Here is a 13,903-nt window from a genome sequence, read left to right on the forward strand (position 1 = left end):
CGGCACCCTATACGGACACGCACGGGCGAAGGGGAGGCCGGCATGAGCGAGCGGAGCGAGCGAATCGTGGGGCGCGGTGCGGTGGTGCCTCATGTCGGCACGGAGCGGAGCGGAGTGCCGGCATGAGCGAGCGGAGCGAGCGAATCATCGGGCGCGGTGCGGTGGTGCCTCATGTCGGCACGGAGCGGAGCGGAGTGCCGGCATGAGCGAGCGGAACTGGGATCTGGTGGGCGCGCCGAACGCCCGGGACCTCGGCGGGCTGGTCGGCGTGGACGGCCGGCGGGTGCGGCCGGGCGTGCTGATCCGCACCCCGGCGCTGGGCCGGCTGGCCGACGAGGACCTACCGGTGCTGGCGAGGCTCGGCCCGGCCTGCGTGGTCGACCTGCGGGACCGCTCGGAGATCGTGGTCGCCCCGCCGGACCGGCTGCCGGGTGAGCCGACCGTGGTGCACCTGCCGGTGCACGACGCCGAACACCCCGTCTTCACCTACGTCTCGGCGGTGCTGCTCGGGCACGACCTGGGCGCGTACGCGGCCCTGGCCGAGCAGGGCACCCCGGCGGCGATGGCGGCGATCTACCGCTGGTTCGTCACGGGGGCGTCGGCGCGGGAGAGCTTCGGCGCGGCGGTGCGGCTGGCCGCGGAGGCGCGGAACCTGCCGCTGGTCTACCACTGTTCGGCGGGCAAGGACCGCACCGGCTGGTTGACGGTGCTGCTGCTCAGCGCGCTCGGCGTGGACGAGGCCGCGATCCGGGCGGACTACCTGGCGAACAACGCGCTGACCGAGAGCCTGCGGGAGGTCCTCCTGGAGGCGATGCGCCGGCGGCAGCCGGGGCTGGACGTCGGGGCGGTCCGGCCGGTGCTGGAGGTGCGCGAGGAGTACCTCGACGCCGCGTACGGGGAGGTGCGCCGGGTGCACGGCTCGTTCGGGGCGTACCTGCGTGACGGGCTCGGGATCACCGACGACGTCGTGGCGGCGCTGCGGGCGCACCTGTTGGAGTGACGGCACTGCGCGGCGCCGGCCCCGGCGGGCCGACCGGCCGTCACAGGTCGTGTCGGGCGGCCCAGGCGGCGGCGGAGATCCCGGCGATCAGCCGGCAGGCGTCGTCCTCGGCCTCGTCGCCGTCGGGGCCGCCGTCGGCGAGGTCGGTGGTGGTGCAGGCGACGACCGCGTACGCCGGCGCGTCGCCGGGGAACACCACCCCGGCGCCGTGCCGCACGCCGTGCACCCAGCCGTTCTTGTGCGCGATGCGGGTGCCCTCGGGCAGCCCGGCGGCGAGGTCCTCGCGGTGCTCCTGGGCGAACAGCACGTCGAGCATGGCGGCGCAGCCGGCCGGCGAGGCGAGCGGACCCGGGGTGTCCGCCCCGGTGGCCAGCGCGCCGAGCAGGGCGGCCAGGTCGGCGGCGGTGACCAGGTTGGTGATGCCCGCCTCGCGGGCCGCGAAGTCCTCGATGCCCCGCCCGGTGACGCTGTGCCGGGCCCCGGCAAGCGCCCAGACCTGCGCCACCGCCGGCAGGCCGACGTGGCCGATGACGATGTTGGTGGCGAGGTTGCTGGAGCGGACGATCATCCGGTGGGCGAGCCAGCGCAGCGGCGCGCTGTCGCCGACCCGCTCCCAGACGGCCTCGTCGTTGTCGTAGTGGCGGGCGCAGGAGAACCGGGGCGCGCCGGGCAGCGCCGAGTCGAACTCGTTGCGCACCGGCACCGGGGCGTCCAGGTCGAGGGCGCCGGCCTCGGCGGCCCGGTGCAGCGCGACGAGCACCGCCGCCTTCATGGTGCTGGCCGCGTAGTGGGTGGCGTCGGCGTGCCGGGTCCAGGCGGGGTCGGCGCCGGGCCGCCCCACGTACGCCGACACGGTGCCGGGCACCCCGTCCAGGTGGGCGTCGAGCTCGTCCCAGGTCATGCGGCAGACCGTAGCGGATCACCGGCGGGGCGGCGGAACGGGGCGATGCGTCGTACCGTGCGGGAATGACGGTTGCCGCCTACGACGCGCACGCCGACTGGTACGAGGCGTTCGCCGCCGACACGTCCAGCGACTACATGACCCGGGTCCGCGGCCGGTTGCGCGACCTGCTCGGCGCCGGCGCCGGCCGCTGCCTCGACCTGTGCTGCGGCACGGGCCTGCAGGCGGCGGAGCTGCGCCGGCTGGGGTGGCACCCGGTGGGGGTCGACCTGTCGGGCGGGCAGTTGCGGCACGCCCGGCCGCGCCTGCCGGTGGCCCGCGCCGACGCGGCGGCGCTGCCGGTCGCCGACGGCTCGGTGCCGGCCGTGGCGTGCGTGCTCGCCCACACCGACGTGCCCGACTACGCGGCGGTGCTCGCCGAGGCGGCCCGGGTGCTCGCGCCCGGCGGGCGGTTCGTCCACGTCGGAGTGCACCCGTGTTTCGTCGGCGCGTTCGCCGACCGGTCCGACCCGGAGCGGATCGTGGTCGACGGCGGCTACGCCGACCGGGAGCGCAGCTTCCGGGCGTGGACGCCGCACGGGGTGCGGGTGCGGGTGGGCGCGTGGCACGTCCCGCTGGCCGACCTGCTCAACGCGGTCACCGACGCCGGCCTGACCCTGGTCCGCACGGCCGAGTCCGGCCCCGGCCCGGTGCCCGACCTCTTCGCCTTCCTCGCCACCCGCCCCGCCTGACCCGGGCGTCGCAGACGGGCGGAGCCCGGACCGCGTGGGGCGGTCCGGGCTCCGGGGCGGCTGCGGTCGTACGTCAGCCGGCGTGCTTGCGGCGGGCGGCGGCCCGGCCGCGGGCGGTCTGGTCGAGCACCACCTTGCGGATCCGGACGGCGGCCGGGGTGACCTCGACGCACTCGTCCTCGCGGCAGAACTCGAGGGCCTGCTCCAGCGACAGCTTGCGCGGCGGGATCAGCTTCTCGGTCTCGTCGGCCGTGGAGGAGCGCATGTTGGTCAGCTTCTTCTCCTTGGTGATGTTGACGTCCATGTCGTCGGAGCGGGAGTTCTCCCCGACGATCATGCCCTCGTACACCTCGGTGCCGGGCTCGACGAAGAGCTGGCCGCGCTCCTGGAGGTTGGTCATCGCGAACGCGGTGACCGCGCCCGAGCGGTCGGCGACCAGCGAGCCGTTGTTGCGGGTGCGCAGCTCGCCGACCCACGGCTCGTACGACTCGAACACGTGGTGCAGGATGCCGGTGCCCCGGGTCTCGGTGAGGAACTCGGTGCGGAAGCCGATCAGGCCGCGGGCCGGGACCAGCCACTCCATCCGGATCCAGCCGGTGCCGTGGTTGACCAGCTGCTCCATCCGGCCCTTGCGGGTCGCGAGGAGCTGGGTGATCGCGCCGAGGTACTCCTCGGGGGCGTCGATGGTGAGCCGCTCGACCGGCTCGCAGGTCTTGCCGTCGATCTCCCTGGTGACGACCTGCGGCTTGCCCACGGTCAGCTCGTAGGACTCGCGGCGCATCTGCTCGACCAGGATGGCCAGGGCCAGCTCGCCGCGGCCCTGCACCTCCCAGGCGTCCGGGCGCTCGGTGGGCAGCACCCGCAGCGACACGTTGCCGATCAGCTCCTTGTCGAGCCGGTCCTTGACCATGCGGGCGGTGACCTTGGCGCCCTTGACCCGGCCGACCAGCGGCGAGGTGTTGGTGCCGATGGTCATCGAGATGGCCGGCTCGTCGACGGTGATCAGCGGCAGGGGCTGCGGGTTCTCCGCGTCGGCCAGGGTCTCACCGATCATGATCTCGGGGATGCCGGCGACCGCGATGATGTCGCCCGGGCCGGCCGAGTCGGCGGGCTTGCGCTCCAGGCCCTCGGTCATCAGCAGCTCGGAGATGCGGACCCGCTGGGTGCTGCCGTCGGTGCGGCACCAGGCCACGGTCTCGCCCTTGCGGATGGTGCCCTGCCGTACCCGGCACAGCGCCAGGCGGCCGAGGAACGGGGACGCGTCGAGGTTCGTGACGTGCGCCTGCAGCGGCGCGTCCTCCTCGTACGCGGGCGGCGGGATGGTGTCGAGCAGGGTGCGGAACAGCGGCTCGAGGTTGTGGCTGTCGTCCGGGACCGCGCCGTCGGCGGGCTGGGTCAGCGAGGCGATGCCGTCGCGGGCGCAGGCGTAGACGATCGGGAAGTCGATCTGCTCCTCGTCGGCGTCCAGGTCGAGGAAGAGTTCGTAGGTGTCGTCCACGACCTCCTTGATACGGGCGTCGGGGCGGTCCACCTTGTTGATCACGAGGATGATCGGCATGCGGGCCTTGAGTGCCTTGCGGAGCACGAACCGGGTCTGCGGCAGGGGGCCTTCACTGGCGTCCACCAGCAGCACCACCCCGTCGACCATGGTCAGGCCGCGTTCCACCTCGCCGCCGAAGTCGGCGTGGCCGGGGGTGTCGATGATGTTGATGGTCACCGGGTCGGAGCCGTCCGCCGGCATGTACCGCACGCCGGTGTTCTTGGCCAGGATGGTGATGCCCTTTTCCCGTTCGAGGTCCATCGAGTCCATGACCCGCTCGGTTACCTCGCCGCGGGCGCCGTAGGCGCCGGCCTGCCGCAACATGGCGTCGACCAGGGTCGTCTTGCCGTGGTCGACGTGGGCGATGATGGCGACGTTGCGGAGGTCGGTGCGAAGCTGCATACGCTTCATACTCCTGTCTGCGGTTGCCGGGGCACGCGTCGGGGTCTCCCCCCAGATGGCCCGGATCTCTGCCGAAACTGATGTTCCGACCGTTTCAGCGCCTGGCATGCTGACCCCCGTGGGAATGGGGGCCCGATGCACGACCTGCTGACCTGGCTGCAGGGCCTGCCGCCCCTGCTGATCTATGTGATCGCCGCGATGATCGTCGCGGGGGAGACCGCCGTGATCTTCGGTCTGCTGGTGCCGGGCGAGGCGACCCTGTTGCTGGTCGGTTTCCTAGCGTACGCGGGGACGCTGCGGCTCGCGCCGGCCCTGCTGGTGATGATCCTTGCAGCCGTGATCGGGGACACACTCGCGTTCCGTGCCGGCCGGCGGTACGGGCCCCGGCTGCGGGCCGGCCGGCTCGGGGCCCGGGTGGGCCACGAGCGGTGGGGCCGGGCGGACGCGATGCTGGGCCGGCTGGGCGGGCGTGGCGTGCTGACCGCCCGCTGGGTGGCCTTCGCCCGCACCCTGGTGCCCCGGCTGGCCGGCGCGGCGGGGATGCCGTACCGGCGGTTCGCGCCGTGGAATCTCGCCGGCGTGGTGACCTGGGTGGGCGGTTCGGTGCTGGCCGGCAACCTGGCCGGCGAGTCGTACGAGACGGTCTCCCGGCTGCTGGGGCGGGCCACCGGCGCCGTGCTGGTGCTGGTGGCCGCGCTGGTCGCGGTGGTGCTGGCGGGGCGGTGGCTGGGCCGCAACCCGGACCCGGCGCGGGCGCTCGCGTCCCGGGCCGCCGGGCTGCGGCCGGTGCGCTGGCTCAGTGGCCGCTACGGCGTGCTGTTCTTCCTGCTCGCCATGCACGTCGGGCCGGCCTGGACGCTGCTGATCAACCTGGTCGGCGGGCTGCTGCTGCTCTTCGTGGCGGGGTTCGCCATCGCCTGGGTGCTGGGGGCGGTGGTCCGGCACAGCGGGCTGGCGGTGATCGACGGGGCCATCGCCGACTGGTTCGCCGACCGGCGTACGCCGGGGGCGGTCGACGTCACGCTGGCGGTCGTCTCGGCGCTGCGCGGGTCGGCGCTGATCGTGCTGGTGGCCGTCGTGGCCGCGGTGCTGGCCTGGCGCAACCGGCCCTGGCGGGCCGACCTGCTCAGCGTGGTCGGCACGGTGGGGGCGTTCGTGCCGCTGGTGGTGCTCGCCGTGGTGGTCGACCTGACGGGGCCGGCCACCGGCGGCCCGGGGGGCCGGGATCCCGCCCTGTTCCCGACGCAGAACGCCGTGGTGGCGGCCAGCCTCTGCACCCTCGCCTGGCTGCTGTCGCGCGGGGCGCGCTGGCCGGTGGCGGTGGCCGCCTGGACCGGCGCGGCGGCCGGGATGGTCGGCATCGTCGGCGCCCGCCTCTACCTGGGGTGGAGCACCGCCAGCGGCAGCGCCACGGCGGTGCTGCTCGGGGTGGCGTGGACGGTGTTGTTCGTGGTGGCCTGGGCCACCCGCGACCGGGCGGTGGGCGACGCCCCGGCGGAACCGGAACCGGCGGCGGTGCGCGCCGACGCCTGACCCGGCTCCGTAGCCCCTGCCGGGGCCGTGCCGTCGCCGAGTGGGTGACCCCGACCCGGCGGGCCAGGTCGCGCCACGGCCCCCGATCGTGTCGGTCAGTCCCGGGCCGCCGCCGGCTCCGGGTGGGCCGGCGCGTCGGCCGTGGCGGGCTCGGGGGCGATCCGGCCCGGCACCAGAAGCGGTCGCCGAGCGCGAACGCCAGCGCCGGCACCAGGACCGTCCGGACGAGCAGGGTGTCCAGCAGGACGCCGATGCAGACGATGATCCCGATCTGGGTCAGCAGGATCAGCGGCAGGACGCCCAGCACGGCGAAGACCGCCGCGAGCAGGATGCCGGCGCTGGTGATGACACCGCCGGTGACCCGCAGGGCCGACAGCATGCCGTCCCGGGTGCCGGTGCGCCGCGCGTCCTCGCGGGCCCGGGTGACGAGGAAGATGTTGTAGTCGACGCCCAGCGCCACCAGGAACACGAAGGCGAGCAGGAGCACGCCGCTGTCCAGCGCGGGGAACCCGAGCACGTGGTCGAAGATCAGCCACGACGCGCCGATGCTGGCGAAGAACGACGCGATCACGGTGAGCACGAGCAGCACCGGCGCGATCAGGCCGCGCAGGAGCAGCACGAGCACGGCGCCGACGAGCAGCAGGATGACCGGCAGGATGAGCCGCAGGTCCTTGCCGTCGGCCTCGCCCGAGTCGTAGGTCGCGGCGACCGGGCCGCCCACGACGGCCCCGTCGAACGTGGCGGCGCCCTCCACCGCGGGCGGGGCGGAGTCGGGCACGGCCGCGACCGCGTCGCGCAGCGCCTCGACGGTGCGGTCGGAGGCGGCGGTGCCGGGCTCCGCGTCGAGGACGACGTCGACCTGGGCGACCCGCGCGCCCGCCTCGCCGGGCCGCGCCGAGGCGACGCCGGGCACGGCCGCGGCGGCGTCCGTGACGGCCCGTACCGCCGAGGGGGTGGTCAGGACCGCGACCGGCTGGGTCGTCCCGGCGGGAAAGGCGCGGGCGAGGGTCTCCGCGCCGGCCACCGCCTCGGGCTTGACCCGGAACTGCTCGGTCTCGGACAGGCCGGTGCGGATGCCGAGCCCGCCGAGGGCGAGCCCCGCGAGCAGCAGCGTCGCGAGCACGGCGACCGGCACCGGACGGCGTTCGACGGCGGCGCCGAGGCGGCCCCACAGCCGGCCCTCGCGGACCGCGCCGCCGACCCGGGGCACGAACGGCCAGAACAGACCACGACCGAAGATCACCAGTGCGGCGGGCAGGACGACCAGCGCGGAGAGCATGGCGAGGACGACGCCCGTCGCGCAGGCCACGGCGAGGGCGCGGTTCAACTCCTGCTCGGACAGCAGCAGGGTGAGCACGCCGAGCACGACGGTGAAGCCGCTGGCGAGGATGGGCTCGGCGGTGCGGCGCAGCGCGGCGCGCATCGCCACGAAGCGGTCCTCCTCGCGGCGCAGCTCCTCCCGGTAGCGGGCGATGAGCAGCAGCGCGTAGTCCGTGGCGGCCCCGAAGACGAGGACGCTGGCGATGCCGGTGACGGCGCCGCCGGGCAGGTTGATGCCGACCGCCGGGACGATCGTGTCGAGGGCGCGCAGCGTGACCTGCTCGGTCGCCGCGACGACGACGAGCGGCACGATCCACAGGAACGGGCTGCGGTAGGTGATCAGCAGCAGCAGCGCGACGACGCAGGCGGTGACGACGAGCAGCGTGGTGTCGGCGCCGTCGAAGACCTTGGTCAGGTCGGTGGTGAACGCGGGCCCGCCGGTCACCTCGACGGTGAGTGCCCTGGGCACGTCGTCCAGGGAGGCGCGGAGCGCGTCGACCCGGCCGGCGACCTCCGCCTGCCCGCCGCCGGTGGACAGCGGCACGGCGACGAGCGCGACGGTGCCGTCGGGGGAGACCTGCGGTGGGCCGACGCGGCCGCCGGCGGCGAACCGGCCGAGGTCGTCGGACTGCCCGGTGAGCGCCGCGCGGTCGGCCTCGGTGAGCGGCCCGCCGTCGGCGCGGCTGACCACGACGATCGCCGGCTGGACGTCGCGGGAGGGCAACTGGTCCTGGAGGCGCTCCACCTGGGTCGACTGCCACTGGACGGACAGGCCGGTGGCCGAGACGGGAGCCGGGTTGTCGGGCTTGGGCAGCCCGAAGACGGCCGTGCCGAGGAGCATCGTGGCGACCACGGTGAGCCACGCGGCCAGTCGTCCGCGGGCCACGTGGGTGAACACAGACATCGGATGCCCTCACGGTCTCTCGGCGGGACTGCTTCGACGCAAAGACCTCGCCGCTGCCGGAAGTATGCCGACCGCCGAGTATCTCGATCATCGAGATTATCGGCCGCTGAGTTATGCTGCAACCGCAGCGGCGGCGAGAGGAAGCGGCGGACGTGACAGGCCACGGCATGTACCGGCGGCGCGACACCCGCCGCGAGAAGCTGGTCGCCGAGATCGCGGCCGAGCTGCGCCGCTACTCCGTCGACGCGCAGCACGTCGGGCACGCCTTCGCCAACCTGCACGGGCTGGGCGCCACCGACCTGCAGGCGCTGATCGCGGTGATGGACGCCGAGCTGGCCGGCCAGCCGATCACCCCCGGGCGTCTCGGCGAGCAGCTCAGCCTCTCCTCCGGATCCGTCACCGCGCTGATCGACCGGCTGGAGCGCGCCGGGCACATCCGCCGCGACCGCGACACCGCCGACCGGCGCAAGGTCTTCCTGCACTACGCCGAGCGGGGCGCGGCGCTGGCGACGGACTTCTTCCGCCCGCTGGGCCGGCGCACCGACGAGGTGATGGCCGGCTTCGGCGACGACGAGCTGGAGGTCGTGCACCGGTTCATGGCCGCGATGACCGCCTCGATGCGGGAGCACCGTGACACCGTCCGGGCCGCCCGCGACGAGCCGCCCCGGCGCGCGAAGGGCTGACGCCGTGCTCGACCGGCCGGCCGTCCGGCTCGCCGCCGCCGCGCTGCGGCTGCCGCCCGCGCGCACCCGGCGGGTCACCGTCACCCGTGGCGTCGCGGTGCGGGTCCGCGACGGTGTGCCGCTGCGCACCGACCACTACGCCCCGGACCTGCCCGGCGTGCCCACCGTGCTGATCCGCACCCCCTACGGGCGGGGCGGGCCGATGCGGCTGCTCGGCCGGCTGGCCGCCGAGCGCGGCTTCCACGTGGTGATCCAGTCCTGTCGCGGCACGTTCGGCTCGGGCGGCACCTTCGACCCGCTGATGCACGAACGCGACGACGGCCTGGACACCCTCGACTGGCTACGCCGCCAGTCCTGGTGGTCCGGCGCGTTCGGCATGTTCGGCGCGAGCTACCAGGGCTTCGTGCAGTGGGCCCTGGCCGCCGACGCGGGACAGGAGCTGCGGGCGATGGTCGCGGTGGTGACCGCCTCGGGCACCCGCGACTCGACGTACGCCGGGGAGTCCTTCGCCCTGGACACGGTCCTCACCTGGGCGGAGCTGCTCCAGGCGCAGACCGTGCCGTGGCTGGCCCGGCAGTGGGAGCTCAAGCGCGGCCAGCCCCGGCTCACGGCGGCGCTGGCGCACCTGCCGCTGCTGGAGGCGGACCGCGTGGCCACCGGCGTGACGGTGCCGTTCTTCCAGGAGTGGCTGCGCCACCACACCCCGGACGCCGGCTACTGGCGCGACCGCGTCTTCGGCGACCGGATCGCCGAGGTCCGCGCCCCGGTGGCGATGGTGACCGGCTGGCACGACATCTTCCTGCCGGCGCAGCTGCGCGACTTCGCGGCGCTGCGCGCGGCCGGTGCCCACCCCCGGCTGACCGTCGGGCCGTGGACCCACGGCAGCCCAGGGCTGTTCGTCGCCGCCCTGCGCGAGGGGCTGGACTGGCTCGACGAGCACCTCGCCGGCCGCCCGCCGCACCGGGCGGAGCGGCGGGGCACCGCCGCCGGCCGGGCGGCCCCGGTCCGGGTGCACGTCGGCGGGGCCGGTGGCGGCTGGCGCGACCTGCCGGACTGGCCCCCGCCGGCCGCGCCGATCCGGTGGCACCTGCACCCGGGCGGCCGGCTGGGCACCGCGACGCCGGTCCCGTCGGCGCCGGATCGCTTCCGCTACGACCCGGCCGACCCGACGCCCTCGCTCGGCGGGCCGCTGCTCGTCGCCCAGCGTGCCGGGCCGGTGGACAACCGTCCGGTCGAGGCCCGACCCGACGTGCTGACCTTCACCAGCGCCCCGCTCGACGCGCCCGTCGAGGTGATCGGCCCGGTACGCGCCGAGATCCACCTCCGCAGCGAACTGTCCCACCTGGACGTCTTCGTGCGACTGTGCGACGTGGACCGGCGTGGCCGGTCCTGGAACGTCTGCGACGGGCTGGTCCGCGTCGCGCCCGGCCGGTACCCCACCGACCCGGCCGGCGTGGTGCGCGTGCCGGTGGAGCTCTGGCCCACGGCACACCGGTTCGCGCCCGGGCACCGGCTGCGGGTCCAGGTCTCCGGCGGCGCCCATCCGCGCTACGCGCGCAACCCCGGCACCGGCGAAGCCCTCGGTGCTGCCGTCACCCTCCGTGCCGGATGGCGAGAGATCCTGCACGACCCGCAGCGACCGTCCGCAGTGGTGCTGCCGATCACGGCGACCGCCGCACAGCTTTCTCCCAGTCGAAAAAACCCCTCCTGAGCTGGGCATTCATTCATCGGCGGCGTTATGGTTGGGCCAACGCCCGGCGCTGTGCACCACTCGGCCGGGCCCCGCGCGTGTGGCCCCACACCGCCTACGCGGTGTCACCGTCGTGCCCGGCCCCTGACCATCCGCAAGGGGGAATCCCATGACGCGGGCACCGGAGAACCTGTTGACCGTCCGCCGTCTGCTGCTCGACCACCTCGACATCGACCCCGACACCAGCCGCAGCCAGGACCTCGAACCCGCCGAGGTCGGCATCGTCGGCGACCCCGCCCACCGGGGCGGCTACCACTGCGGCTCCGACCGGGTGGTGACCAAGGACTACTCCGTCGTCGAGTCGCCGCGCGACTCCGCCGGCCTGACCCTCGACGCGGCGGCGCTCGACGTCGGCCTCTTCGAGGTCCGCTCCGGCGGCCGTACGCACGACCTGCGCACCTTCTCCAACTGGTGCGTGGCGCAGTGTGTCGCCAACACCCCGGACAGCCGGGACGTCAGGGAGATCATCTACTCCCCGGACGGCAAGGTCGTCCGACGGTGGGACCGCCTGCGTAAGCGGACGAGCGGGGACGACTCCCACCTGTGGCACACCCACTTCAGTTTCTTCCGCGACTCGATCAAGGCGGGACGCGACCAGACCCCGCTGTTCCGCCGCTACCTGACCGCCATCGGACTTCTGGAGGACGACATGAGCGCACAGGCCGAGAGTCAGATCAACAGCATTTACGCCGGCCTGTTCTACGGCGGGTCGAGCATGGGGCGCAGCGTCGACCCCGACGCGGGCGGCCCCGAGAAGGCCAGCAACAGCATCGTGGCGAAGCTGGACTACACGATGCAGCGGCTCGACGCGCTCGTCGCGCAGCTCACCGCGCTGTCCGGCAGGGACTTCACCGACGAGCAGGCGATCGTGGCGGGCGTGCTCGCCACCCTCACCCCCGAGAAGATCGCCGCGGCGATCCCCGCCACCATGGCCGCGCAGGTCGCCGACGAGCTGGGCCGCCGGCTGGCCGCCTGACCTGCCGGCGACTCCGACCGCCGTGACAGCGCGGGCGGGGTGTCGAACGCCCGCCGGGACGGAACCAGCAACGACAGTTGCGCAAGAGTCATTGCGCAACTGTCGTTGCTGATGCCAGACTGGCGGCATGACGAACCCTGAGGTGCGCCAGGTCACCGACTCGCGGGTCCTCGCCGCGCTGTCCCACCCGCTGCGTCGCCGGTTGATGGACGTGCTCAAGGTGCACGGCCCGTCGACCGTCGGCCAGCTCGCCGAGCGGACCGACCAGGCCCCGGCGAACGTCAGCCACCACCTCAGGGTGCTGGCCGGCGCCGAGCTGCTCGAGGAGGCGCCCGAGCTGGCCCGCGACCGCCGGGAACGCTGGTGGCGCCTGGTCAGCCGGGGCGTGCGCTGGTCCCAGTCGGACTTCGACGCCGACCCCGCCGCCCGGGCGGTCGCCGACGCCGCCACCTCGCTCAACCTGGACCGGCACGTCGCCCTCGCCCGCGCCTGGCACGCCACCGACGAGGCCAGCCAGGCCGCCTGGCCCTCGGGGCCGTTCTCCACCGACCGCTGGCTGCACCTGACCGACGAGGAACTCGCCGAGCTGGGGCGCGAGGTGAACGACCTGCTCGCCCGGTGGGCCGACCGGGAGGTGCCCGACGACGGGCGGAAACGCGAGCCGGTCTTCCTCTTCGCCTACGGCATCCCGGCCACGCCGTGACGCGGGCCGTCGGCGCCGCGCCGCCCCGTACCCCCGCCGCCGGCGAGACCCCGCCGGCGCCCGCGCCGCGCCCGGCGGTCGACCCGGGGGCACGACGCGGCGGCCTGCTGCGGCACCGGGACTTCCGGCTGCTCTGGGCCGGGCAGACGGCCAGCGCCGTCGGCAGCAACGTCACCACCGTGGCACTGCCCCTGGTCGCGGTCACCGTGCTCGACGCCGGCGCCTTCGGCGTCGCGGTGCTCACCGCCGCCTCCTGGCTGCCCTGGCTGCTCGTCGGCCTGCCGGTCGGCGCCTGGGTGGACCGGCTGCCGCGCCGGCCCCTGATGATCGCCTGCGACCTGGTCTGCGCGGCGCTGTTCCTCAGCGTCCCGGCCGCCGCCCTGCTCGGCGTGCTGACCGTCGGGCAGCTGCTGGTGGTCGCGCTGGGCGCCGGCCTGGCCCGGGTCTTCTTCGAGACCGCCGACCAGGTCTACCTGCCCGTGCTGCTGCGCCCCGAGCAGGTGCCGGAGGGCAACGCCAAGCTCCAGGCCACCCAGACCGCGAGCTACGTGCTCGGCCCCGGGCTCGCCGGCGGGGTCGCGCAGCTCGCCGGCGCGGTCACGGCGCTGCTGCTCGACGCGCTGAGCTTCCTGTTCTCCGCCGTCTGCCTGCTGCGCATCCGCACCGTCGAGAAGCCTCCCGGGCGCGTGCGGCGGTCCCGGTCGCTGCGACGCGAGATCGGGGAGGGGATCCGCTTCGTCGCCCGGGACCCCTACCTGCGGACGCTCACCGTCTTCGGCGCGGCCAGCAACGTCGGGCTGGTCGGCTACCAGGCCGTCCTGGTGGTCTTCCTCGTCCGGGAGGCGCGCCTCGCGCCCGCGTCGGTCGGCGCGCTGGTCGCGGTGATGAGTCTCGGCGGCATCGTCGGCGCGCTGCTGGCCACCAGGCTCGGCCGGCGCCTCGGCACCGCCCGGGCCCTGCTGGTGGCGGGGGCGCTCAGCGGGCCACCGGCGCTGCTGATCCCGCTCGCCGGCCCAGGGGGCGCGCTGGTGCTGCCGGCGGTCGGCGGCATGCTGCTCAGCCTCGGGGTGGCGGTGGGCAACGTGGTCAAGGGCAGCTTCCGGCAGACCTACACCCCGCACCACCTGCTGGGCCGCGTCACGGTGAGCATGCAGATGCTGAACTACGGCACGATCCCACTGGCCGCGCTGCTGGCCGGGGCGGTCGGCGCGGCGTACGGGACCGGCACCGCGATCGCGATGATGACCGGCTGGCTGGCGCTCACCCCGGTGATCCTGCTGGTCGGGCCGCTGCGGCGGCGTCGGGACCTGCCCGCCGCGCCGGAGGTGCCCTGAACGCGCTGCGGGGGGGGGGGGGGGGGGGGGGGGGGCAGGGGGGAGGGGGGTGAGTAAGGGGGAGGTGTGGGTCGTGCTGGAGTTTTTTTCCTTGGGTTTACCGACGCGGTAACTTTTGCCCCTTTT

10 protein-coding genes and 1 pseudogene are annotated in these 13,903 nt (G+C 74.7%); 8 read left to right on the top strand and 3 right to left on the bottom strand.

Annotated features, from left to right (window positions below; genetic code table 11):
* The first annotated feature begins 202 nt into the window (after positions 1-202).
* Positions 203-1,000 carry a tyrosine-protein phosphatase gene (locus ACZ6O2_RS06515; RefSeq protein WP_350709200.1) on the top strand — a complete coding sequence of 266 codons (798 nt, stop codon included), beginning with the start codon at positions 203-205 and terminating at the stop codon, positions 998-1,000.
* A gap of 40 nt (positions 1,001-1,040) precedes the next feature.
* Here the strand turns inward: ACZ6O2_RS06515 and ACZ6O2_RS06520 are convergent, their stop codons facing one another.
* Positions 1,041-1,901, bottom strand: a complete 861-nt coding sequence (locus ACZ6O2_RS06520; RefSeq protein ID WP_350709199.1) for a serine hydrolase — start codon at positions 1,899-1,901, stop codon at positions 1,041-1,043.
* 65 nt (positions 1,902-1,966) lie between these two features.
* On the opposite strand from ACZ6O2_RS06520, the gene ACZ6O2_RS06525 reads away from it, so the two are divergent.
* On the top strand, positions 1,967-2,632 hold the full coding sequence (locus ACZ6O2_RS06525; protein WP_466022209.1) for a class I SAM-dependent methyltransferase: 666 nt from the start codon (positions 1,967-1,969) through the stop codon (positions 2,630-2,632).
* 73 nt (positions 2,633-2,705) lie between these two features.
* On the opposite strand, the gene typA is transcribed toward ACZ6O2_RS06525, so the two are convergent.
* Complete coding sequence (gene typA, locus ACZ6O2_RS06530; RefSeq protein ID WP_393268965.1) at positions 2,706-4,574, bottom strand: translational GTPase TypA; 1,869 nt, start codon at positions 4,572-4,574, stop codon at positions 2,706-2,708.
* Positions 4,575-4,709: 135 nt separating this feature from the next.
* Between typA and ACZ6O2_RS06535 the strand changes: the two genes are divergently transcribed.
* A complete protein-coding gene (locus tag ACZ6O2_RS06535) occupies positions 4,710-6,107 on the top strand; it encodes a DedA family protein (protein WP_350709193.1) in 1,398 nt (465 codons plus the stop codon).
* Between the two features lie 95 nt (positions 6,108-6,202).
* On the opposite strand, the pseudogene ACZ6O2_RS06540 reads toward ACZ6O2_RS06535, so the two are convergent.
* A pseudogene (locus ACZ6O2_RS06540) lies at positions 6,203-8,331 on the bottom strand (MMPL family transporter).
* A 167-nt stretch (positions 8,332-8,498) separates the two neighbouring features.
* Between ACZ6O2_RS06540 and ACZ6O2_RS06545 the strand changes: the two are divergent.
* The 5 genes from ACZ6O2_RS06545 to ACZ6O2_RS06565 all read left to right on the top strand — a co-directional run bounded on the left by ACZ6O2_RS06545 (position 8,499) and on the right by ACZ6O2_RS06565 (position 13,777).
* On the top strand, positions 8,499-9,014 hold the full coding sequence (locus ACZ6O2_RS06545; protein WP_350709378.1) for a MarR family winged helix-turn-helix transcriptional regulator: 516 nt from the start codon (positions 8,499-8,501) through the stop codon (positions 9,012-9,014).
* 4 nt (positions 9,015-9,018) lie between these two features.
* Positions 9,019-10,725, top strand: coding sequence for a CocE/NonD family hydrolase (locus ACZ6O2_RS06550; protein WP_466022210.1), 1,707 nt, complete (start codon positions 9,019-9,021; stop codon positions 10,723-10,725).
* A 148-nt stretch (positions 10,726-10,873) separates the two neighbouring features.
* A complete protein-coding gene (locus ACZ6O2_RS06555) occupies positions 10,874-11,740 on the top strand; it encodes a hypothetical protein (protein ID WP_466022211.1) in 867 nt (288 codons plus the stop codon).
* A 127-nt stretch (positions 11,741-11,867) separates the two neighbouring features.
* Positions 11,868-12,443 carry an ArsR/SmtB family transcription factor gene (locus ACZ6O2_RS06560; protein ID WP_350709185.1) on the top strand — a complete coding sequence of 192 codons (576 nt, stop codon included), beginning with the start codon at positions 11,868-11,870 and terminating at the stop codon, positions 12,441-12,443.
* Positions 12,440-13,777: an MFS transporter gene (locus ACZ6O2_RS06565; protein ID WP_466022212.1), complete on the top strand. Its 1,338-nt coding sequence runs from the start codon at positions 12,440-12,442 to the stop codon at positions 13,775-13,777. Before ACZ6O2_RS06560 ends, ACZ6O2_RS06565 begins: the two co-directional genes overlap by 4 nt.
* Positions 13,778-13,903 lie beyond the last annotated feature (126 nt).

The sequence above is a fragment of the Micromonospora sp. NPDC048040 genome (genome assembly GCF_055587185.1).